The organism is Lutimaribacter pacificus (assembly GCF_900142185.1).
Classification (GTDB): Bacteria; Pseudomonadota; Alphaproteobacteria; order Rhodobacterales; family Rhodobacteraceae; genus Lutimaribacter; species Lutimaribacter pacificus.
The window spans coordinates 385,016-407,117 of the sequence record NZ_FQZZ01000003.1 but is presented as its reverse complement, the minus strand read 5'-3'; the positions used below and the strand labels follow the sequence as shown (position 1 = coordinate 407,117).

The following is a 22,102-nucleotide window of genomic DNA, read 5'->3' as shown; positions in this document are numbered from 1 at the left end:
GTTTTTGTAACGGCGCGGTTGATCCGCGCCGTTCGCGCGCGTAGGGCAGAGCGCGAGACTGACTCGCCCGGGGGCGCCGAATGACCGAACCGTCGCAGAACGGCCAGAGCTGGAAGACGCTCGACAAGGATCTCAACCGCATCGCTCACGTGGAATATGCCACGGCCTATGTCGCCCGGCCGCTGGTCGCGCCGGGTATCGCGCTGGCCTTCATCGTGGTGGCGGGGCTGGTGGCGGCGGTGTTCTTCGGCACGACGCCGGTGAACCTGGTGGTGGTGGCCGCGGCGGTGTTCGGCGCCTACATGGCGATCAATATCGGCGCCAACGACGTGGCCAACAACATGGGCCCGGCGGTGGGCGCCAACGCGCTGACCATGGGCGGCGCCATCGTCATCGCGGCGCTGTGCGAAAGCGCCGGCGCGCTTCTGGCCGGCGGCGACGTGGTTTCGACCATCTCGAAGGGGATCATAGACCCCGCCGGGGTGGCGGAAACCCGCGTCTTCATCTGGGCGATGATGGCGGCGCTGATTTCCTCGGCGCTGTGGGTCAACCTTGCCACATGGGTCGGCGCGCCGGTGTCGACCACGCATTCGGTGGTGGGCGGCGTCATGGGCGCGGGCATCGCGGCGGCGGGCATGTCGGCGGTGAACTGGCCCACGATGGGCGCGATCGCGGCCAGCTGGGTGATCTCGCCGGTGCTGGGCGGGGCCATCGCGGCGGGGGTTCTGGCCTTCATCAAGGCCCGGATCATCTATGTCGAGGACAAGATCGCCGCCGCGCGGGTCTGGGTGCCGGTGCTGGTGGGCATCATGGCGGGTGTCTTTGCCACCTACCTGGCGATGAAGGGGCTGAAACGGATCGTCAGCATCGACCTGGGCACCGCGCTGCTGGTCGGGCTGGGGATCGGGGCGGTGACCTATGTCGTCACCGCGCCGCTGGTGCGCCGCCAGTCCGAGGGGATGGAGAACCGCAACAAGTCGCTGAAGGCGCTGTTCGGCCTGCCGCTGGTGTTTTCCGCCGGGTTGCTGAGCTTCGCGCACGGCGCCAACGACGTGGCCAACGCGGTGGGGCCGCTGGCCGCCATCGTGCACGCGGCCGAGTTCGGCGATGTGCAGGCGCAGGTCGAGATCCCGCAATGGGTGATGATCATCGGCGCCTTCGGCATCTCGTTCGGGCTGTTCCTGTTCGGGCCGAAACTGATCCGCATGGTGGGCAGCCAGATCACCAAGCTGAACCCGATGCGCGCCTATTGCGTCGCGCTGAGCGCGGCGGTCACCGTGATCGTGGCCAGCTGGCTGGGCCTGCCGGTCAGCTCCACCCATATCGCGGTGGGCGGCGTGTTCGGTGTCGGGTTCTTCCGCGAATGGCACGCCGAGCGCCGGTTGCGCAACGGCAACGGCCAGCGCCCCGCCGCCAAGCGGCTGGCCCCCGAGGAACGCCGCCGCCGCAAGCTGGTGCGGCGCAGCCATTTCATGACCATCGTGGCGGCCTGGGTCATCACCGTGCCGGCGGCGGCGGCGATGTCGGCGGTGATCTTCCTGGTGCTCAACGCGCTGGTGGTCTGAGGCCACGCGCGCAAACGCGTGTCACCTGATGGTCATGACCGTGACGTTTGCGCGCTGGGTCTGGTTGCGCATCCGCATCTGGTTTCCGGCCGCGTCGACCTCGGCGCAGAAGGTGCCGGTGGGTTCCTTCCCGAACACGAGATTGCGGCAGTATCTGCCCTTGTCCCAGACCCAGTTGCCCTGGTAGCGGCCACCCTTTTCCAGCTTGCCCGTGGTCGAGCCGTCGGCGTTGATCCTGGCCGAGTTGCCGCCCCAGACCAGCGTCTTGCCTTTCAGCATGGCGACAAAGGCATCGCGTGAGGTCACCCTTTCCCAGTTCTGCGCATTGGCGGCACCGGCAAGGCCGATACCGGCGGAAAAAACGACAATGCTAAAAATCATCTGTTTCATGTTGAATCCCCTGAAATCATCGTGGTTTCGAACAGGCATTCCCCGGCGACAAAATACCGGGGACGTGGCGCGCATCCTACAGGATGGGCGGCCTCCTGTCACTTTCGCCTGCCTTATGATGCCACCGGGCTTGCCGCCGTCAGAAGAATGCACCCCGCCCGGGCGATGGCTTCTGTTGCAAATCCCGGCCCAGACGGCAGGGGACGAAGCGGCCGCGAAAGGGCAGAAAACGCAAATCCCCCGGCAAGCGACGCCCGCGCCGCATTGCGGCGGCGCGACAGGCTGCTATCCTGCGGGCAAATCCAGGTTGGGGGTGTGTCATGCGCTGGCTGTTTCGTATCGTCGGGTTCTTCCTCGTCATGGCGGTGGTGGCCGTCGTGTCGCTGCTGTTGCTGCCGGGCGACCGCATCGCGCGGATCGCGGCGGACCAGATCGAGGCGCAGACCGGCCGCGCGGTCACCCTTTCGGGCGACACGCAGGTCAGTTTCTGGCCGGTGCTGGGGGTTTCGACCGGGAAGATGGCGATCGCCAATGCCGAATGGGCGCAGGGCGGCCCGATGATGGAGGCCGACAGCCTGAAGGTTGGCGTGGATATGGCCGCGCTGATCGGCGGCAGCATCCGCATCACCGGGCTTGAGGCCGAGAACCCGGTGATCCGGCTGGAAACCGCCGCCGATGGCCGGGTCAACTGGCAGGTGGGGGTTGAGGGCGTCAGCCCCTCGGGCGTGTCCGAGGGCGCGCCGAACCCGCTGTCGCTGACGCTGGACCGGGCGCTGATCACCAACGCCACGGTCAGCTATACCGACCGCGCCACCGGCGCAACCAGCATCTACGACGGCGTGGGGTTCGACATGCGCTGGCCCGATGCGGCGGGGGCGGCGGATTTCATCCTGACCCTGCAACCCGGCGGCAGCCCGGTCGAGGTGACGGCGACGGTGCAGAATTTTGCCGGGCTGTTCGAAGGCGCGGCGCAGCCGATGGTGGCGCAGGCGCGGCTGGCGGGCGGCACCGTGCGGTTCGACGGGCGCGGCGGGCCGGGCCTGTTCGCGCAGGGCCGGCTGAGCGCCGATCTGCCCGACACCGGCGCGGCGCTGGCGGCGCTGGGCGTGGGGGGCGTGGATATCCCGCGCGGGCTGGGCCGTGCGGTTTCGCTGGAGGGCGCGCTCGATTTCAACGGCACGCGCGCGGCGCTGGACGATCTTGCACTGACGCTCGACAGCAACCGGCTGGCGGGGGCGGTGGCGGTGGCGATGACCGATGTGCCGCGCGTGACCGGGCAATTGTCGGCGGGCGCGCTGGATCTGAGCGCACTGTCGGCCTCGGACGGCGGTTCCGGCGGGGGCGGCGGGGCGCCGAAACCCGGCGGCGGCTGGTCCAAGGCGCGGATCGACGCCAGCGGGCTGGCCGCCTTCGATGCCGAGCTGTCGCTGGCGGCGCAATCGGTGAACCTCGGCCAGTTCCAGCTTGGCGAAACGCAGGTGGTGGCCACCAATGACCGCTCGCGCGCGGTGTTCGATATCCGCCGGATGGCCGCCTATGGCGGGCAGATCGCGGGCGATTTCGTGATGAACAACCGCGCGGGCCTGTCGGTGGGCGGGCGCCTGCAGGCCAGCGGCGTCGACATGAAGGCGCTGCTGACGGCGGCGGCGGGCATCTCGCGGTTCCAGGCCACGGGGCAGGCGCGGGTCGAGTTCCTGGGCGTGGGCAATTCGCTGGACGCGATCATGCGCTCGCTCAGCGGCGATGGCGGGTTTTCCACCGGGCGCGGGGTGATCGACGGGATCGACCTAGACCGGCTGATGCGCGGCGACATGACCACCGGCGGCACCACCGTTTTCGACGCGACGAGCGCCACCTTCACGATCGCGGGCGGCGTGCTGCGCAACAACGACCTGTCGATGGCGCTGCCCTTTGCCAGGGCGACCGGCGCGGGGCAGGTCGATTTGGGCGGGCAGAGCATCGACTATACCGTGACGCCGATTTCCCTGACCGCGCGCGACGGGCGCGGCCTGTCGGTGCCGGTGCGGGTGCGTGGGCCCTGGGCCGACCCGAAGATCAGCATAGACCTGGAGCGGGCGATCAAGCAGAATTTCCAGGAAGAGATCGACGCCAAGGAACAGGAAGTGCGCCAGAAGGTCGAGGACAAGGTGACCGACAAGCTGGGCGTTCAGAAGAACGAGGGACAGAGCGTCGAGGATGCGGTCAAGGACCGGGTCGAGGACAAGCTGAAGGACGAGCTGAAAAAAGGCTTCGGCAAGCTGTTCGAGTAAGCGCGCAGGCCGCCCGCCGGACCCCGGAGGGCCCGGCAGGCGCGCGGGTCAGACGCCCAGGCACCAGCGCATGATGGCCTTTTGCGCGTGCAGCCGGTTTTCCGCCTCGTCGAAGATCACCGAATGCGGGCCGTCCATCACCTCGGAGGTCGCCTCGTCGTCGCGGTGGGCGGGCAGGCAGTGCATGAACAGCGCGTCGGGCTTTGCGTGCGCCATCAGCCCGGCGTTGACCTGATAGGGGCGCAGCTGGTTGTGGCGGCGTTCGCGGGCCGATTGCGGATCGTGCATCGACACCCATGTATCGGTCACCACCAGGTCGGCACCGGTCACGGCCTCGACCGGATCGCGCACGATATCGACATTCACGCCCCTGGCGCGCGCCTCTTCGACGAACACCATCTCGGGGTCGAGCGGCGGCGGGCCGGTAAAGGTCAGGTCGAACCCGAACTGCCCCGCGGCATGGGCGAAGCTGGCGAAGACGTTGTTGCCGTCGCCGGACCACACCACCTTCTTGCCGGCGATCGGGCCGCGATGTTCCTCGAATGTCAGGATATCGGCCATGATCTGGCAGGGATGGCTGCGGTTGGTCAGCCCGTTGATCACCGGCACGTCGGCATGTTCGGCCATCTCCAGCAGGGTCTGTTCCTCGAAGGTGCGGATCATGATCATGTCGACATAGCGCGACAGCACGCGGGCGGTGTCGGCGATGGTTTCGCCGTGGCCGAGCTGCATGTCGGCGCCCGACAGCACCATGGTTTCGCCGCCCATCTGGCGCACGCCCACGTCGAAGCTGACGCGCGTCCGGGTCGAGGGCTTTTCGAAGATCAGCGCCACCATGTGCCCGGCCAGCGGCTGCTCGTCATCGGGGCTGCCCTTGGGACGGCCGTTGCGCGAGTCCTTCATGGCGCGGGCCGTGTCGATCATGGCGCGCAGCGCGGTGGGATCGGTCTTGTTGATGTCGAGAAAGTGGCTCATGTCGTTTCGTTTCCTTTTGGGGGGCGCAGGGGGCGTTGCCCCCTCTTGGCCCATGGGGCCAATTCACCCCCGAGTATTTCCGGCAAGATGAAGATCAGGCCGCGGTGACCTGTATGGCGGCCTTTTCGAGACGGGCCAGCGCCTCGCCCACCTCGTCGGCGGACAGGGTAAGGGGCGGCAGCAGGCGGATCACGTTATCGGCGGCGGGCACGGTGATCACCGCGTTGTCATAGCCGGCCCTGACCACATCGGCATTGGGCGCCTTGCATCTGATGCCCAGCATCAGGCCGCTGCCGCGCACCTCTTCGAAGACCTCGGGGTGGGCGGCGACCAGCCCTTCGAGCCCCTGGCGAAGCTGACCGGCGACGCGGTTCACATGGGCCAGGAAGTCGGGGTCGGCCACGTGATCCATCACCGCGCAGCCCACCGCGCAGCCCAGCGGGTTGCCGCCATAGGTCGATCCATGGGTGCCCACGGTCATGCCGCCGGCGGCGTTCTCGGTCGCCAGCACCGCGCCCAGCGGAAAGCCACCGCCGATGCCCTTGGCCACCATCATGATGTCGGGTGTGATGCCCGCCCATTCATGGGCAAAAAGCCTGCCGGTGCGGCCCATGCCGCATTGCACCTCGTCCAGCACCAGCAGCGCGCCGGTTTCGTCGCAGAGATCGCGCAGCGCCTTCAGATCCTGGTCGGGCAGCACGCGAATGCCGCCTTCGCCCTGCACCGGCTCGATCAGGATCGCGGCGGTGCGGTCGGTCACGGCGGCGCGCAGCGCATCGGGATCGCCCCAGGGCAGGTGGGTGAATCCGGGCATCAGCGGGCCGAACCCCTTGACCATCTTTTCCGCGCCCGACGCGGCGATGGCCGCGGTCGAGCGGCCATGGAAGGACCCGTCGAAGGTGATGATCTCGATCCGGTCGGGATCGCCCTTTTCATACCAGTACTTGCGCACCATCTTGACCGCCAGTTCGCAGGCCTCGGTGCCGGAATTGGTAAAGAACACGGTGTCGGCGAAGGTGTGTTCCACCAGCCGGTCGGCCAGCGCCTGCTGTTGCGGAATCCGGTAGAGGTTCGAGACATGCCACAGGTTTTCGGCCTGGTCGGTCAGCGCCCTGACCAACGCGGGATGGGCATGGCCCAGGGCGTTGACCGCGATGCCGGCGCCGAGATCGAGGAAACGTCGCCCGTCCGCCGTCAGCAGCCAGCTGCCCTCGCCCTTGACGAACTCAAGCGGGGCCCGGGAATAGGTCGGCAGAATACTGGGGATCATGGCGATCATCCTTCGTGAAAAAGAAGCCATCTGAGTGCCTTACGGCACGGGCTTCGTCAAGGTTTTCGGGAGTTTGCGCAATCCTGCGCTGGTGACAACGAAAAACGGACGTCAGGCGCGGGGGCGTCGGCGTCGGATGGCGGGGATATGGGCCAGCGTTGTCATGGGACATGCGATTAGGGGGTTTTGCGCGTTTTGCCAAGGGAAAATCGCGCGGTTGGGTGCAAGGATGCGAAACGGGCCCTTGCCAGTGGCGCGAAAGCCGCGGAAAGCTGGCGCCATGTTTCAGCCCCGCGCGCAAAACCCGGCCCTTGCCGTCCTGTTCATGCTGGCCGCCAGCGCGTTCATCGCGCTGAGCACGCTTCTGGCCAAGGCGGTGGGCGCGGGGCACCTGGGCGCGGGGCTGCATCCGCTGCAGGTCAGCCACGGGCGGTTCCTGTTTGCCTTCCTGGCGCTGTCGGCGGTGATGGCGGCGGTGCGGCCAAGGCTGACGCCGGTGCACTGGCGGCTGCATGTCGGGCGTACGGCGCTGGGCTGGGGCGGAGTGACGCTGATGTTCGCGGCGGTGGCCTTCATCCCGCTGGGCGATGCCACAGCGATCAGTTTCCTTAACCCGGTTTTCGCGATGGTGCTGTCGATCCCGCTGCTGGGCGAGTCGGTGGGCCGGGTGCGCTGGAGCGCGGCGGCGATCGCGCTGGTGGGGGCGGTGATCCTGCTGCGGCCGGGCGGCGACAGTTTCCAGCCGGCGGCGCTGCTGGCGCTGGGGGCGGCGGCGATGATGGGGATGGAACTGATCTTCATCAAGAAGCTGTCGGGCCGCGAGGCGCCGTTGCAGATCCTGTTCATCAACAACCTCATCGGGTTGTGCATCGCCTCGGCCGCGGTCTGGCCGGTGTGGCAGCCGCCGGACGGCGCGGAATGGCTGGGGCTGGCGGGGGTGGGGCTGGCGATGGCCTGCGCGCAGGCCTGTTTCGTCAACGCGATGGCGCGGGCGGATGCGTCCTTCGTGACACCGTTCAGCTATCTGACGCTGGTTTTCGCATCGGTCTACGACCTGGCGGTGTTCGATGTCGTCCCCGACCGCGTATCGCTCACCGGGGCGGGTGTGATCGTCGCCGGTGCGGCGTTGCTGGCGTGGCGGCAGGGGCGGCTGGGCCGGGCGCGCCCGGCGGTGCCACCCTCGGGCGGGGGCGTGGGGTAGCGCCGCCGCCTATGCCTTGAGGCGGTAGCCGCGGCGGAACAGGTCCCAGGCCAGCAGGCCGACCGCCAGCGTGAAGGCGGTGATCACCGCAAGCCCCAGCCACGGCGCGCTGTCGGACACGCCCAGCATCCCGTAACGCCCGCCGTCGATGATGTAGAAGACGGGGTTGGCATGGGTGATCTCGCGCAGGCCGGCGGGCAGCGCCTCAACCGAGTAGAAGGTGCCCGACAGGAAGGCCAGCGGCGTGACCACGAAATTGGTGATCGCCGCCATCTGGTCGAATTTCTGCGCCACGATCCCGCCGACCACGCCCATTGCGCCCATCATGGCCGATCCCATGACGATGAAGGCCAGCATCAGGCCGGGATGCTGCGGCACTATGCCCAGGAACAGCCAGATCCCCAGTGCGATCGGCACCGCCACGAACAGCCCGCGCCCCACGCCGCCCGCGATATAGCCCAGCACCAGCTCCAGCGGCGACAGCGGCGGCATCAGCGTGTCGACGATATTGCCCTGCACCTTTGAGCCGATGATCGAGGACGAGGTATTGGCAAACGAGTTCTGGATCACCGTCATCATCATCAGCCCCGGCGCGATGAAGCTGGTAAAGGGCGTCCCCATCACGTCGCCGCGCGTCGGCCCGATGGCGATGGTGAAGATCACCAGGAACAGCCCGGCGGTGACCAGCGGCGCCACCAGCGTCTGCATCCAGATCGCGGTGAAACGCTGCACCTCGCGCAGGGCCAGCGTGTAGAGCCCCAGCCAGTTCATGCGCCCGAAGCGGCGCGTGCCCATCTCGGATCTGCCCATTCTGTCCCTCCTGCCTGCGATTCGGTGCCTTGTAACTCGGTCAGGGATGCTTAGAATAGGGGCAACCGAATTTGAAAGAGGGCGGTCGGCGCGTGCGGGCCGCCTTTTGATCTGAAAACCCCGGGTGAGCGAATATGTCCTGGACCGATGAACGCGTCGAGCTGTTGAAGAAAATGTGGGGCGAGGGCCAGTCGGCCAGCCAGATCGCCAAGGAACTGGGCGGTGTCACCCGCAACGCGGTGATCGGCAAGGTGCATCGCCTGGGCCTGTCGAACCGCTCGGGCGGGGGCGGCGCGTCCAAGCCCGAAGCCAAGGCAAAGCCCGAGGCCAAGGCGAAACCGGCGGCCAAGCCCGCGAAAAAGCCCTCGGCCCCCGAAGCGGCCAAGCCCGCGCCGGAACCCAAGGCCGAGGCGCGGCAGGCCGCGACGCCCGCGCGCAAGCAGATCATTCCCGCCGGTCAGCCGCTGCCGCCGCAGCCCTCGGCCAACGAGATCGACCCCGAGGCGCTGGCCAAGGTCAGCGAGATCGAGAAGAAGGCCAAGAAGCTGACGCTGATGGAGCTGACCGAACGGACCTGCAAATGGCCCGTGGGCGACCCCGCGACCGAGGATTTCTGGTTCTGCGGCCTGCCGGTGCAGCAGGGCAAACCCTATTGCGAGGCGCATGTCGGCGTGGCGTTCCAGCCGATGTCGAGCCGCCGCGACAGGCGCCGGTAACACCCGTCATGGGCCGGCGCGGCACCCATTCCCCCCTGGTGCGGTGGCTGGTTCTGCCGCTTTTTCTGCTGGCGGTGTCGCTGATGCCGGTGGCGGCGGGGGTGCAGGACATGCATACCGGGGCCGCGATGACCGGGGCGATGCAGGCCACGGGCATGGATGCCTGCCCCGATTGCGACGCCGCCGGGGACAGGTGCCTGCAATCCTGCGCGCTCTGTCACGTCATTGCGCCTGCCGTTGCGGGCAGGGCGCAGCCCGATCTTCGGAAAATGCAGCTTTCGCCGGTGGCGGGGCATGGCAAGACCGGCCCGCGCCCCGAGGTGCCCAGCCCGCCGCCACGCGTTTCCTGATCCGATCTGTTCCACCGGCGGGCGCTGCCCGCCAGAGACCTGTTCGCATCAGAAGAGAGCTGACATGCATTCCACCAACCTTTCGCGCCGGTCGTTGCTGACCGGCCTTGCTGCCTCGGTCGCGGCCCTGTCCCCTGTATCCCTGTTCGCGCAGGCCGACCGCGTGCTGCGCGTGACCAAGACGCCAAGCTGCGGCTGTTGCGGCGCATGGATCGACATGGCCCGCGCGCATGGCTTTGCCGTCGAGGTCACCGACAGCTACGATTACGCGGGCATGAAGGCGGCCGCCGGTGTGCCCGACGACCTGTTGTCCTGCCACACTGCGACGATCGGCGGTTACGCGGTCGAGGGCCATGTGCCCTTTGCCGCCATAGATCACATGCTGGCCACGCGGCCCGACATCACCGGCATTTCGGTGCCCGACATGCCGCCCGAGTCGCCCGGCATGGGCGGCGACCGGGACGCGATCGTGCCCGTCACCGCCTGGGGTGGCAGTGCGGGCGCGGGGGCGCCTTACCCGTTCGCGGATTAAGCGATGCGCGGCGTGCCCGAAGGGGCGCGCCGCCATCCGTTCAGCGGCGCGAGAGGATGAACCACTCGCCCACATTTTCGCGCGTGATATAGCCCAGGAAAGCGCCCTTGGCATCGGTCACGGCCACGCCGGGCACATTGGCCTGCATCGCGTCGAGCACGCTTTCCATCGGCGCGTTCAGCAGGAGTCTGGGAATGTCCTGCGTCATCGCGCTGCTGACGCGGTCGGTGCGGCGGTCGTCGCGGATCGCGGCGATGATGGCATCGCGGGTCAGGATACCGTGCAACTGGCCATCGGTCCCGGTCACCGGAAACTCGGCCTGCGTGGTGCGCAGCACCGCCGTTGCTGCGGTGTCGAGCGTGTCGTCGGGCGACAGCGCCTCGAACTGGGTGATCATGGCGTCGCGCGCGCGGGCGTCATGGGCCCGGTCGCGCAGCGCCGCGTCCGAGCTTTCGGCGCCGGCGGCGAAAAAGATGAAGACGGCGATCAGCACCAGCAGCGGGCTGCCCCCGGTCAGGCCGAGGAAACCGAACAGGAACGCCATGATCTGCCCCACCTGCGCGGCGATCTGCGTGGCGCGCACCCGGTCCATGAACAGCGCCAGCACCGCGCGGAACACCCGCCCGCCATCCATCGGGAAGGACGGGATCATGTTGAACAGCACCAGCATAAGGTTCACCGCCGCCAGCCGTTGCAAAAACCCCTGTGTCGGGTCCTCGAGCGATTGCAGCACGTTCATCTGCACGCTTGCGCCAAGCACAAGCGTCAGCACCAGCCAGATCGCCACGTTGACCGCGGGACCGGCCAGCGCCACCAGGATTTCCTGCCGGGGGTCTTCGGGGATACGCTCCAGCCGCGCCATGCCGCCGATGGGCAGCAGGGTGATGTCGGGGGTCTTCACGCCAAAGCGGCGGGCCATGGTGATATGGCCGAATTCGTGCAGCACCACGCAGGCGAACAGCACGAGGATGAAGGCCACGTTCTCCATCGCTGCGGCGGGGCCTTCGGCCATCCATGCGGCCACCAGCACCCAGGCCAGCAGCAGGAAGAACGTGGCGTGGATGCGGATCTGGGTGCCGCGGATCGTGCCGATGGAAAATGACCAGTGCATGTGATGTTACCTGTTGTTTGCCGGCCGAGTGTGCAAGGCCGGAGGGCGAAAGGCAAAGGGCAAATCGCCCTAGCTTCGCGGCTTGGCGCGCAGGGTGGGATCGGCCTGCGTGGGATCGTCGGGCCAGGGGTGTTTCGGATATCGCGCGCGCATGTCCTTGCGCACGTCGGCATAGGACCCGGCCCAGAATCCGGGCAGGTCCATCGTGGTCTGCACCGGCCGCCCGGCGGGCGACAGCAGCGTCACGCGCAGCGGCTGGCCCGCCACGGTGGGGTGGGTGGTCTGGCCGAACATTTCCTGCAGGCGCAACCGGATTTCCGGCGCCTCGCCGGAATAGTCGATGGCGATGCGGCGGCCCAGCGGCGTGGTGAAATGCGCCGGCGCCGCGCGGTCCAGCGCCTGCATCTGGTCCCATGTCAGCCGGGCGCGCAGGGCGTCGAGCATGTCAAAGCGTTTCCACTCAGCGGCGCTGCGGATGCCGGACAGATGCGGCAAAAGCCACACGTCGAGGCTGTCCATCAGGGCGGGCTCGCCCATATCCGGCAGGTCGGCCCCGCCGGCGCGCGCCAGCTCCACCCGCGCGACAAAGCGGCGCGCGGCGTCCGAGGGGGCAAGGCCCAGGTCGCGCACCCCGTCCAGCATGGCGCGCGCGACGGCGTCTTCGGGGGCGTCCTTCCAGATCCGGTCGTCCAGCACCACCGCGCCCAGCCGTTCCTGCCGCCGCGCTTCGACCCGGCGGTCGCGCTTCGACCATGCACAGGTATCGACCCAGGCGATCTGGTCGGCGAAAAGGCCGCGCAGCTCGCTTTCGGTGATGGCGATGGCCTGCCGGATACGGGCCTCGCGCGGGTTGCCGTCGGTGTCGGTCACCACGATCAGGCGGGCGGCGCCCAGCGGGTCGCCCTCATCCAGAACCGCGCCCTTGCCGCCCGACAGAACGAAGCGCGGGGCGTCGCCCTTGCGGCGCTGCCCGATGCGGTCGGGATAGGCGAGCGCGGCCATTTCCGCCGCGTTCATCGCGGTGCTGCGGGGGGCGTTCGCGGAGTTCTCCAGCCGCTTTGCTTCCGCGCGGATTCGCTCGATAACCGCGCGGTTTGCCGGGTGCGGGTGTCGCTCGGCGTAGCGGCGGGGGTGGCTGACCGCCTCGAGCCGCAGCGCAAGGTCGACCGGCGCGCCGCGCGGCAGCGGATCGCGTTCCGCCAGCAACGCCGCCAGCGGCGCGGCCTGCGCGCCCGCGACGGCCAGCATATGCGCCAGCCGCGGGTGCAGCGGCAGGGCGGCCAGCGCGCGGCCATGCGCGGTGATGCGGTTGCCCGCATCGAGCGCGCCCAGCATCCGCAGCAGTGCCTGCGCCTCGGCATAGGCGCCGGGATTGGGCTGCGTCACGAAGGGCAGGTCATCGGGCGCCGCGCCCCAGAGCGCCAGTTCCAGCGCCAGCCCGGCCAGATCGGCGGCCTCGATTTCGGCCGGGGGGTAGGGGGCCAGCGCGCCCTCCTCGCCCCTTGTCCAGAGGCGGTAACAGGTGCCGGGGGCCACGCGTCCCGCCCGCCCTGCGCGTTGCGTCGCCTCGGCCCGCGTCACCCGTTCGGTGACCAGCCGCGCCATGCCCGAACCGGGATCGAACCGCGCGCGCCTTGCGCGGCCGGCATCGACGACCACGCGGATATCCTCGATGGTAAGCGAGGTTTCGGCGATCGCGGTCGCCAGCACCACCTTGCGCCCCCGGGCCACCGGCGCGATGGCGGCGCGTTGCGCGGCAAAGGGCATGGCGCCGTAAAGCGGGCGCAGGGTGCAATCGGGCGGCAGGCGGGGTTTGAGCAGCGCCTCGGTCCGGCGAATCTCGCCCTCGCCGGGCAGGAAGACCAGCACGCCGCCGGCGGTCTCGGCCACGGCCTGCGCCACCAGCTCGGCGGTGGCCTGTTCCAGCCGCGCCGTTTTCGGCAGCGGCGCATCGCGCCAGCGAATGTCAACGGGATAGCTGCGCCCCTGCGAGGTGACGACGGGCGCGGCCATCAGGCTGGCCACCGGCTGCGCGTCGAGCGTGGCCGACATCGCCAGCAGGATCAGGTCGTCGCGCAGCGCGCCCGCGACCTCAAGGCACAGCGCGAGGCCGAGATCGGCGTTGAGCGAGCGTTCGTGGAATTCGTCGAAGATCACCGCGCCCACGCCGGCCAGTTCCGGGTCGGATTGCAGCATCCGGGTCAGGATGCCCTCGGTCACGACCTCGATACGGGTGTCGCGGCCGGTCCGTGCCTCGCCCCGGATGCGGTAGCCGACGGTCTGGCCGACCGCTTCGCCAAGGGTTTCGGCCATCCGCTCGGCCGCGGCGCGGGCGGCGAGCCGGCGGGGTTCGAGCATGACGATGCGGCCGGGGGTCAGCCCGGCGCGCAGGATTTCCAGCGGCACCACGGTGGTCTTGCCCGCGCCCGGCGGCGCCTGCAGCACCGCGCGCCCCGCATCGCGCAGGGCGGCCAGCAGGTCGGGGATCGCGTCATGGATCGGCAGGGTCGTCATGGGGGCCGTTATTGCGCGCTTTGCGCGCCCGGGAAAGGGGGGCTGTCCGCCCCCCTCTTGTCGCTGCGCGACAATTCACCCCCGGAGGATATTTGCAGAGAGAGGATGCATGGGCTGGACTTTGTCTTGGGTGCTGGGGCATCACGGCTACCGGAACGACGGAGGCGGCGATGGATACCGAGCAACTGGCAGACAGGATCGTGGCCGGGGACAGGCGGGCGCTGGCGCGGGCGATCACGCTGGTGGAAAGCAGCCGGGCGGATCACCGCGACCGGGCGGTGGCGCTGATCGAGGCGCTGCGCGCAAAGACCGGCAAGCAGGCGGTGCGGATCGGGCTGTCGGGCACGCCGGGCGTGGGCAAATCCACCTTCATCGAAAGCTTCGGCATGATGTTGCTGGGTCGCGGCCTGCGGGTCGCGGTGCTGGCGGTGGACCCGTCGAGCGCGCGCTCGGGCGGGTCGATCCTCGGCGACAAGACGCGGATGGAGCGGCTGAGCCGGGAAAGGGACGCCTTTATCCGGCCCTCGCCCAGCCGGTCGCATCTGGGCGGCGTGGCGCGGCGCACCCGCGAGGCGGTGGCGCTGTGCGAGGCGGCCGGGTTCGACGTGGTGCTGATCGAAACCGTGGGGGTGGGGCAGTCGGAAACCGTGGTGGCCGAGATGTCGGATATCTTCGTGCTGCTGCTGGCGCCCGCCGGCGGGGACGAGTTGCAGGGGGTCAAGCGCGGCATCATGGAAATGGCCGACCTGATCCTTGTGAACAAGGCCGATGGCGAGCTGAAGGCCACCGCCACCCGCACCCAGGCCGATTATGCCGGCGCGTTGCGCCTGTTGCGCAAGCGGCCGCAGGACCCCGAGGGGTTTCCCAAGGCGATCTGCGTCTCGGCCTTGCAGGAGGACGGGCTGGAACGCGCCTGGGACGAGATGCGCACGCTGGTCGACTGGCGGCGCGAGACCGGCCATTTCGACGCCCGCCGCGCGGCGCAGGCGCGTTACTGGTTCGGGCAGGAGGTGCGGCAGGCGTTGCTGGCGCAGCTCGAGACCGGCGCGGCGCGGGCGCGGATGGACGAACTGGCCGAGGACGTGGCCGGGGGGCGGATGACGCCGACGGTGGCCGCGCAGGAGATGCTGGACGGGTTGCGCGGGGCGTGACGGGCGGTTCGAACCGTGCTATGCGATTGGGCGTAACCTGACAGGAGGGTGCGGAATGTATCGCGGGATCTGGAACATCTGATCCTTCAAGGCCCGGCAACGCGGGCCGCCGGCGGGCGTATGCCCGCCCTTTCCCCATGCGATACGTCCAGAGAAAGCCCTGCCCATGTTCCGTTTCTTCGAAACCCTTGTCGACCCTTACGGCCCCTACCGGCAAAAGGACCACCCGCCGCAGACCCTGTGGCGTTTCATGTGGGAGTATTCCCGCCCCTTCAAGCGTGTCTTTTCGCTGGCGGCGCTGCTTTCGGTGCTGGTGGCCGGGGTCGAGATCGCGCTGATCTATTACATGGGGTGGATCGTCGACATCCTGCAGGGCGATCCGGCGCAGGTCTGGGCCGAGCACGGCACCGTGCTGATCGCGCTGGCGCTGTTCATCCTGTTCCTGCGGCCCGCCATCCAGGGGCTGGACGTGCTGCTGCTGAACAACACGATCCTGCCGAATTTCGGCACGCTGATCCGCTGGCGGGCCCACGCGCATGTGCTGCGGCAGTCGGTTGGCTGGTTCGAAAACGATTTCGCGGGCCGGATCGCCAACCGCATCATGCAGACCCCGCCGGCGGCGGGCGAGGCGGTGTTCCAGGTGTTCGATGCCGTGACCTTCGCGCTGGCCTATGCGGCGGGGGCGGTGATCGTGCTGGGGCAGGCCGATCCCCGGCTGATGGTGCCGCTGCTGGCCTGGCTGGTGGCCTATGGCTGGCTGATGCGCTGGGCGATCGTGCGGGTGGCGCCGGCGTCGCAGGCCGCCGCGGACGCGCGCAGCGCGGTGACCGGGCGGGTGGTGGACAGCTATACCAACATCCATTCGGTCAAGATGTTCGCCCGTCACGACCGCGAACTTGCCTTCGCGCAGGAGGCGATCGAGGATGCGCGGCGCACCATCCAGGCCGAGATGCGTTTGTACACGACGATGGATTTCGGGCTGGTTATGCTGAACGGCGTGCTGATCGTCGGTGTCGTGGGCTGGGCGCTGTGGCTGTGGATGCAGGGCCAGGCCAGCGTGGGCGCGGTGGCGGCGGCGACTGCGCTGACGCTGCGGCTGAACGCGATGACCGGCTGGATCATGTGGGCGCTGACCACGCTGTTCCGGCAGCTTGGCGTCGTGGCCGAGGGGATGGAGACCATCGCCCAGCCGATCACCCTGACCGATGCGCCCGGCGCGCGGCCGCTGCAGGTGACGCGGGGCGAGATCGTCTTTGACCGGCTGTGCCATGCCTACGGGCGCGAAAGCGGCGGGCTGGAAGGGGTCGACCTGACCGTGGCCGCGGGCGAGAAGGTGGGGCTGGTGGGCCGGTCGGGTGCGGGCAAGTCGACGATGATGAAGCTGCTGCTGCGTTTCTACGCGGCCGAGGGCGGGCGCATCGTGATCGACGGGCAGGATATTGCCCAAGTCACGCAGGACAGCCTGCGCCGGCAGGTCGGCATGGTCAGCCAGGATACCGCGCTGCTGCACCGCTCGGTGCGCGACAACCTGCTTTACGGCCGCCCCGGCGCGGAGGAGGCGGATCTGGTCCACGCCGCCGAACAGGCGCAGGCGCTGGAGTTCATTCAAGACCTCGAAGATCCGCAGGGCCGGCGCGGGTTCGACGCGCATGTGGGCGAACGTGGCGTCAAGCTGTCGGGCGGGCAGCGGCAGCGCGTCGCGCTGGCGCGGGTGATCCTGAAGGACGCGCCGATCCTGCTGCTGGACGAGGCGACATCGGCGCTCGATTCCGAGGTCGAGGCGGCGGTGCAGGACACGCTTTACGGCATGATGGAGGGCAAGACGGTGATCGCCATCGCGCACCGGCTGTCGACGATCGCGCGGATGGACCGGATCGTGGTGCTGGACGAGGGCCGTATCGTCGAACAGGGCCGGCACGCCGACCTGCTGGGACAGGGCGGGCTTTACGCGACGCTCTGGGCGCACCAGTCGGGCGGGTTCCTGGGCGAGGGCTGAACGGCGGTGGCGGCCGGGGCAAATGCCCCTTGACGCCCCGGCCGATTCCGCCTAATCACCCACAACGAATTTCAGGGTGCTGCCCCGGCAGTGCCCTTATATGTTGCAGGGGACGCATGTGCCCCCCGATCCAGACGAGGAACATGACATGTCGCGCCGCTGCGAACTGACCGGGAAAGGCCCGATGACTGGCAACAATGTCAGCCATGCCAACAACAAGACCAGGCGTCGCTTCCTGCCGAACCTGAACGACACGACGCTTCAGTCCGAAGCGCTGGGCCGTGGCGTCAAGCTGCGTATCTCGGCATCGGCGCTGCGCTCGGTCGATCACCGTGGCGGGCTGGACGCCTACCTGCTAAAAGCCAAGGATGCCGACCTGTCGGCCAACGCGCTGAAGCTGAAGAAAGAGATCATCAAGGCGCAGGACGCCAACGCCTGATCCTTTCGGTGACGTTTTGAAAAAACAGCCCCGCCGGCGATCCGGCGGGGCTGTTTCCTTTTGTCGCTTTCGCAGGCCCTGCGGGATGCGTATACCTGCGGTGATGAAACTGTTTCGGCATCCCCTGACAGGCGTCCTGGTGGCGCTGATGCTGGTCCTGACGGGCCAGTCGATGGCCATTGCCCGCGGCACGCCCGGACCGTCCGGCGAGATGGTCCTGTGCACGGGTACGGGGCCCATCACCGTCCTTGTGGACGAAAACGGCCAGCCGGTCGGCCCGGCGCATATCTGTCCCGATTGCGCCTTTGCCTTCTTCGCGGCCCATTGGGATGCCCCGGACCTGCCGCCGCGCCCGGCGGCCCGCCATGTGCCATTGCGTCCCGGCACGCAGGCGGTGCTGCGGGCGGCGCAGGCCCCCGCGCCGCAGGCCCGTGGCCCGCCGGTTCTGTCCTGACCCATCTCCAACGGATCACGACAGAACAGGAAAGGACCAACGATGTCGATCAAATCCACGCTTTTCGCCGCCGCTGCCGCGGTGGCCCTTGCCATGCCCGCCCTTGCCGCCGATATCTCGGTGGATGGCCCCTATGCCCGCGCATCCTCGATGATGTCGAGCTCGGGCGCGGCGTTCATGATCATCCACAACAACACCGATACCGACGACCGCCTGGTGGGCGTGGCCTCGGACGCGGCCGACAAGGTCGAGCTGCACACCCATAAGGAAGACGAAAACGGCGTCATGCGCATGATCCATGTCGAGGAAGGCTTTGCCATCCCGGCGGGCGGCACCATCGAGATGGTGCGCGGCGGCCATCATGTGATGTTCCTGGGCCTCAAGGAAGAGATGGCGCAGGGCGACGTGATCAGCGTGACGCTGCAGTTCGAAAAGGCCGGGGATGTGACCGTCGAGGTGCCCGTCGACCTGGAGCGCAAGCCGATGCATGGCAACATGAACCACGGCCAGATGAAGCAATCGGACTGATCGCGGCGCCGCCGCGCATCATCCGCAGGGCCGGCCTTTCGGGGCCGGCTTTTCCATGCGCTCAGGCCCGGCCCGACAGCACGGCATCGACCCAGCGGGGCACGATCTCCGTGGCCGGGCCGAGCCGGGTTTCGGCGAAATCCGATACCGTGAGCGAGGGGGCGAGGTTCAGCTCGACCGTATGCGCGCCCGCAGCCGCGGCTTCCTGCACGAAGGCGGCAGCGGGGTAGACATTGCCCGACGTGCCGATGGCGGCGAACAGGTCGGCATCGCTGAGATGCGCCCATATCTCATCCATGTGATAGGGCATTTCGCCGAACCACACCACGTCTGGCCGCGTTTCGGGGTGGCCGCAGGCGGGGCAGGGATCGGCCGGGGCCATCGCGGCGGGCGCGTCCCAGCGGTGGCCGCAGGCGTTGCACAGCGCGTGCGCAAGTTGCCCGTGCATGTGCAGAACGCCACGCGCGCCACCGGCCTCGTGCAGGGCGTCGACATTCTGGGTGACGATCACCACATCGCCCGCATATTCCGCCTGCAATCGGCCTAGCGCCTCATGCGCGGCGTTGGGCTGTGCCTGCGCGGCCTGCGCGCGGCGCTGGTTGTAGAAGTCGTGCACCAGCGCGGGATTGCGGGCGAATCCTTCGGGCGTGGCCACGTCCTCAAGCGGGTAGCGCGTCCAGATCCCGCCCTTGTCGCGGAACGTGCCCAGCCCGCTTTCGGCCGAGATGCCCGCGCCGGTCAGGATCACGATCTTGTCCATGGCTTGCCCTTTCGCCGCTTTGCCCCCAGAACAGGGGGCATGAGCAAGCGTATCCTCTTTGTCTGCCTTGGCAATATCTGCCGCTCGCCCTCGGCCCACGCGGTGACGCGCCGCCTTGCCCCCGGATGGGAGATCGACAGCGCCGGAACCTCCGACTGGCATGTGGGCGAGCCGCCCTATGGCCCGATGCAGCAGGCCGCCCGCGCCCGCGGGATCGAGATGGGCGATCTGCGCGCGCGCCAGTTCCATGCCGGTGATTTCGGCCGGTTCGACCTGATCGTGGCGATGGATGCCGACAATTTGGCCCGGATCGAGGCGTTGCGGCCCGCGGGCAGCACGACGCCGGTGCGGCTGTTTACCGGCTTCGCGGGGCCTGACGCGGGCGATCACGTGCCCGACCCCTATTACACGCGCGATTTCGACGGCTGCCTGGACCTGATCGAAATTTGTGCGAAGGGGCTGATCGAAACGGCCTGATCCCCCTGCCTTTGCAGCTTTCCCGAAACCCGGTTTCGCGTGAATGAAAATCACCGGCCGACCGCTTGCGCCGCGCCGCGCGCCCCGCTTTTCTGCGCGCGCAGGAGGTATGTGCGATGGCTATCCGACAGATCAGGACAGCGCCCGGCCTGCCGCCACAGGCGGCGCGGGATACGTCCGACACGGTGCAGATCATGCTGGCACGCATCCGTGCCGGCGGCGAGGACGCGGCGCGGGATTATGCCCGCCGGCTCGACGGGTGGGAGGGCGCGGTCGTCGTGCCGCCCGAGGCGATCGCGCGCGCGATTCGCGCGGTGCCCGACGCGCTGAAGGCCGATATCGGCTATGCCCACGACAATATCCGCCGCTTTGCCGAGGCGCAGCGCGCCACCCTGACCGAGATGGAGGTGGAACTGCGCCCGGGCCTCTATGCCGGGCAGCGGGTGATCCCGGTGGGATCGGTCGGCGCCTACGTGCCGGGCGGGCGCTATGCCCATATCGCCAGCGCGCTGATGACCATCGCCACGGCGCGGGCGGCGGGTGTCGCGCATATCACCGCCTGTTCGCCCCCGCGCGGGGCCGATGGCATCCCCGCGCCGATCCTTTATGCCATGCACCTGGCGGGGGCCGACCGCATCCTGTGCATGGGCGGGGTGCAGGGGGTGGCGGCGATGGCGTTCGGCCTGTTCGGCGCCCGGCCCGCCGATATCCTTGTCGGGCCCGGCAACGCCTTCGTGGCCGAGGCCAAGCGGCAGCTGTTCGGCCCGGTGGGCATCGACATGGTGGCGGGCCCGACCGACAGCCTGATCCTGGCCGACGACAGCGCCGATGCGCTGACCGTGGCGTGGGACCTGGTGGGGCAGGCCGAGCACGGGGCGAACTCGCCGGTCTGGCTGGCCACCTCGGACGCGGGGCTGGCGCAGGCGGTGCAGGCGCATATCCCCGCCTGCATCGACGCGCTGCCCGAGCCGAACCGCACCGCCGCGCGCGATGCCTGGGACGCGCTGGGCGAGATCTGGCTGTGCGACACGCCCGGGGACATGGCGCAACAGGCCGACGACCTGGCGCCCGAGCACCTGCATGTGCAGGCGCGCGACCTGGACTGGTGGAAGGGGCGGCTGCGCAATTACGGCTCGCTGTTCCTGGGCGCGAACACCACGGTGCCCTTCGGCGACAAGGCGGCCGGGCCGAACCACGTGCTGCCCACCGGCGGCGCGGCGCGCCATACTGGCGGGCTGTCGGTTCTGAAATACCTCAAGACCGTGACATGGCAGCGGGTCGGGGAGGCGGCGCTGCCCGATCTTGCCCGCGTCAGCGCCAGCATCAGCCGCCACGAGGGGATGGAGGGCCACGCCCGCAGCGCCGAGATGCGCCTGTCCGGCCCCGCGCCGCTGAAGGCGGTGGGTTAGCCGCAGATCCGCTCGGCGTTGGTGGCGAAGACCTTGTAGCGTTCCCAGAACCGCGCCTTGGCGGCGCTGCCCGACTGGCGGGTTTCCTGCGCGCGGTGCGGATCGCTGAAGAATCGCGCCGCCTGCCGCTGTTCGCCGCGCGTCAGCACCTGGTCGGCGACACGCTGGATGCAGGTGCACAGTTGCGGCGTCTTCTGCTGGCGCGGGCTGGCGATGCAGGCGCGGCCGATCGGCCCGGCCCCGGCCGGGGTGGGAATCGAGGCGCTCAGAAGCGCCGCAAGAACCGCCATCAGAACCGCCTGTTTCATCCTGTCCCGCCCTGTCGTTGCCCGTGCCGGAAAACGGCGCCGCCGCGCCTGAGATCGGAATGAACTCTGCCGCAGGACAGGCCCGATTTCAACGCGTCACGCCGTTTGTCCGATCACGTTTGGGAAATCATGGTGCTGCTGGAGAGAATTGAACTCGTTTTGATGGTGCGTAGGATGCTGATAAATATACATAAAATGATGGAGGCGGCAAGCGTTGTGTAGGAGTCTTGTGTGGAGTCGTCGGTGAATAATGAAGCTGCCGCTCCACAATTTTAAACCTTGTTACCTCACTCAACGCCCTCGTGGCGGAGCTGATAAGCAGCTATCGAGACAGCGTTCCGTCAGAAGCGCGCACGCTTTCTCGAGGTCTTCGCCAATATGCCTCAAGACCCTTCCGCGTGAGTGTGGATAGACGTGCAATTCCTGGGTCCACGTCCCAGTCCCATCGAGACGGCTTTGGGTCCATTTTCGGTGGCTACCCGACGCCATTCTGTGAACGACCTTCGCCGCCTGAACTCGCTTATATTCGGGTCTCCAATCGCTCTGAGCGTCGGACGCAAGGGCCATCTCGACCGCCAACCAAGCCGAGACCACCTTCACAGGATCGACTTTCGCTGTCCGCAGCCTCGCCCAATGCGCCTGAGCGCGCTGCCTAGGTTTCAAACCGCGCAACCTGAATGCTTCCACGTGTGGCCCAGCGCTCTGATACAATTGCTCAACTGCAGCGACTGCGCTTCTGACCCATGCGTCTTCACCGTTTTCTTCAAGCCACTTGAGAGCGACTTTTCGAAACGGGTTTAACTCGCTCGCTTTGTAACTGGGTTTGAAAGGCGAACCATGACGTTGGTAGTGATCATGGTGTTTGCGACAGTAAAG

General features: G+C 68.3%; 21 protein-coding genes. 13 read left to right on the top strand and 8 right to left on the bottom strand.

All coding sequences use genetic code 11. The annotated features are described in order from the left end of the window. Positions 1-80: 80 nt before the first annotated feature. Positions 81-1,565 carry an inorganic phosphate transporter gene (locus tag F3H87_RS10830; RefSeq protein ID WP_149788730.1) on the top strand — a complete coding sequence of 495 codons (1,485 nt, stop codon included), beginning with the start codon at positions 81-83 and terminating at the stop codon, positions 1,563-1,565. A gap of 21 nt (positions 1,566-1,586) precedes the next feature. Here F3H87_RS10830 and F3H87_RS10825 read toward each other — a convergent pair whose 3' ends face one another. Continuing rightward, positions 1,587-1,955, bottom strand: a complete 369-nt coding sequence (locus F3H87_RS10825) for a hypothetical protein (protein ID WP_149788731.1) — start codon at positions 1,953-1,955, stop codon at positions 1,587-1,589. A gap of 320 nt (positions 1,956-2,275) precedes the next feature. Between F3H87_RS10825 and F3H87_RS10820 the strand changes: the two genes are divergently transcribed. Further along, the gene (locus F3H87_RS10820; protein ID WP_149788732.1) at positions 2,276-4,225 is read left to right on the top strand and encodes an AsmA family protein; all 1,950 of its coding nucleotides are present in this window, start codon (positions 2,276-2,278) and stop codon (positions 4,223-4,225) included. A 48-nt stretch (positions 4,226-4,273) separates the two neighbouring features. Here F3H87_RS10820 and argF read toward each other — a convergent pair whose 3' ends face one another. Then, positions 4,274-5,200 carry an ornithine carbamoyltransferase gene (gene argF / locus F3H87_RS10815; RefSeq protein WP_149788733.1) on the bottom strand — a complete coding sequence of 309 codons (927 nt, stop codon included), beginning with the start codon at positions 5,198-5,200 and terminating at the stop codon, positions 4,274-4,276. A gap of 94 nt (positions 5,201-5,294) precedes the next feature. Then, positions 5,295-6,470, bottom strand: a complete 1,176-nt coding sequence (locus F3H87_RS10810) for an aspartate aminotransferase family protein (RefSeq protein ID WP_149788734.1) — start codon at positions 6,468-6,470, stop codon at positions 5,295-5,297. A gap of 280 nt (positions 6,471-6,750) precedes the next feature. Here F3H87_RS10810 and F3H87_RS10805 point away from each other — a divergent pair, with 280 nt between their 5' ends. Next, positions 6,751-7,671: a DMT family transporter gene (locus F3H87_RS10805; RefSeq protein WP_149788735.1), complete on the top strand. Its 921-nt coding sequence runs from the start codon at positions 6,751-6,753 to the stop codon at positions 7,669-7,671. 9 nt (positions 7,672-7,680) lie between these two features. Here F3H87_RS10805 and F3H87_RS10800 read toward each other — a convergent pair whose 3' ends face one another. After that, a complete protein-coding gene (locus F3H87_RS10800) occupies positions 7,681-8,481 on the bottom strand; it encodes an ABC transporter permease (RefSeq protein ID WP_223228028.1) in 801 nt (266 codons plus the stop codon). Between the two features lie 134 nt (positions 8,482-8,615). Here F3H87_RS10800 and F3H87_RS10795 point away from each other — a divergent pair, with 134 nt between their 5' ends. The 3 genes from F3H87_RS10795 (at position 8,616) to F3H87_RS10785 (ending at position 10,079) form a co-directional block, all read left to right on the top strand. After that, complete coding sequence (locus tag F3H87_RS10795) at positions 8,616-9,197, top strand: GcrA family cell cycle regulator (protein WP_149788736.1); 582 nt, start codon at positions 8,616-8,618, stop codon at positions 9,195-9,197. Between the two features lie 8 nt (positions 9,198-9,205). After that, positions 9,206-9,547, top strand: a complete 342-nt coding sequence (locus F3H87_RS10790; RefSeq protein WP_149788737.1) for a hypothetical protein — start codon at positions 9,206-9,208, stop codon at positions 9,545-9,547. Between the two features lie 64 nt (positions 9,548-9,611). Then, positions 9,612-10,079 carry a DUF411 domain-containing protein gene (locus F3H87_RS10785; protein WP_149788738.1) on the top strand — a complete coding sequence of 156 codons (468 nt, stop codon included), beginning with the start codon at positions 9,612-9,614 and terminating at the stop codon, positions 10,077-10,079. A gap of 40 nt (positions 10,080-10,119) precedes the next feature. Here the strand turns inward: F3H87_RS10785 and F3H87_RS10780 are convergent, their stop codons facing one another. Further along, complete coding sequence (locus tag F3H87_RS10780) at positions 10,120-11,190, bottom strand: site-2 protease family protein (RefSeq protein WP_149788739.1); 1,071 nt, start codon at positions 11,188-11,190, stop codon at positions 10,120-10,122. A 69-nt stretch (positions 11,191-11,259) separates the two neighbouring features. Next, complete coding sequence (gene hrpB / locus F3H87_RS10775) at positions 11,260-13,704, bottom strand: ATP-dependent helicase HrpB (protein ID WP_149788740.1); 2,445 nt, start codon at positions 13,702-13,704, stop codon at positions 11,260-11,262. 170 nt (positions 13,705-13,874) lie between these two features. Between hrpB and meaB the strand changes: the two genes are divergently transcribed. From meaB to F3H87_RS10750, 5 genes are all read left to right on the top strand, one after another. Next, entirely contained in the window at positions 13,875-14,855 is a 981-nt protein-coding gene (gene meaB, locus F3H87_RS10770) for a methylmalonyl Co-A mutase-associated GTPase MeaB (RefSeq protein WP_149788741.1), read from the top strand. A 166-nt stretch (positions 14,856-15,021) separates the two neighbouring features. Further along, positions 15,022-16,851, top strand: coding sequence for an ABC transporter ATP-binding protein (locus tag F3H87_RS10765; RefSeq protein ID WP_149788742.1), 1,830 nt, complete (start codon positions 15,022-15,024; stop codon positions 16,849-16,851). Positions 16,852-16,999: 148 nt separating this feature from the next. After that, positions 17,000-17,290 (top strand): 50S ribosomal protein L28, encoded by a 291-nt coding sequence (gene rpmB / locus F3H87_RS10760; RefSeq protein ID WP_149788972.1) that lies wholly within the window; start codon positions 17,000-17,002, stop codon positions 17,288-17,290. Positions 17,291-17,375: 85 nt separating this feature from the next. Further along, on the top strand, positions 17,376-17,744 hold the full coding sequence (locus F3H87_RS10755) for a hypothetical protein (protein ID WP_149788743.1): 369 nt from the start codon (positions 17,376-17,378) through the stop codon (positions 17,742-17,744). A gap of 42 nt (positions 17,745-17,786) precedes the next feature. Next, complete coding sequence (locus tag F3H87_RS10750; protein ID WP_149788744.1) at positions 17,787-18,272, top strand: copper chaperone PCu(A)C; 486 nt, start codon at positions 17,787-17,789, stop codon at positions 18,270-18,272. Between the two features lie 61 nt (positions 18,273-18,333). Here the strand turns inward: F3H87_RS10750 and F3H87_RS10745 are convergent, their stop codons facing one another. Next, positions 18,334-19,032 (bottom strand): Sir2 family NAD-dependent protein deacetylase, encoded by a 699-nt coding sequence (locus F3H87_RS10745; RefSeq protein WP_149788745.1) that lies wholly within the window; start codon positions 19,030-19,032, stop codon positions 18,334-18,336. A gap of 39 nt (positions 19,033-19,071) precedes the next feature. On the opposite strand from F3H87_RS10745, the gene F3H87_RS10740 reads away from it, so the two are divergent. Both F3H87_RS10740 and hisD read left to right on the top strand, forming a co-directional pair. Continuing rightward, positions 19,072-19,509, top strand: a complete 438-nt coding sequence (locus F3H87_RS10740; protein WP_149788746.1) for a low molecular weight protein-tyrosine-phosphatase — start codon at positions 19,072-19,074, stop codon at positions 19,507-19,509. Between the two features lie 116 nt (positions 19,510-19,625). Then, positions 19,626-20,918 (top strand): histidinol dehydrogenase, encoded by a 1,293-nt coding sequence (gene hisD, locus F3H87_RS10735; protein WP_149788747.1) that lies wholly within the window; start codon positions 19,626-19,628, stop codon positions 20,916-20,918. Here hisD and F3H87_RS10730 read toward each other — a convergent pair. Continuing rightward, positions 20,915-21,226: a hypothetical protein gene (locus tag F3H87_RS10730; RefSeq protein ID WP_149788748.1), complete on the bottom strand. Its 312-nt coding sequence runs from the start codon at positions 21,224-21,226 to the stop codon at positions 20,915-20,917. The genes hisD and F3H87_RS10730 overlap by 4 nt on opposite strands. Positions 21,227-22,102: the final 876 nt, after the last annotated feature.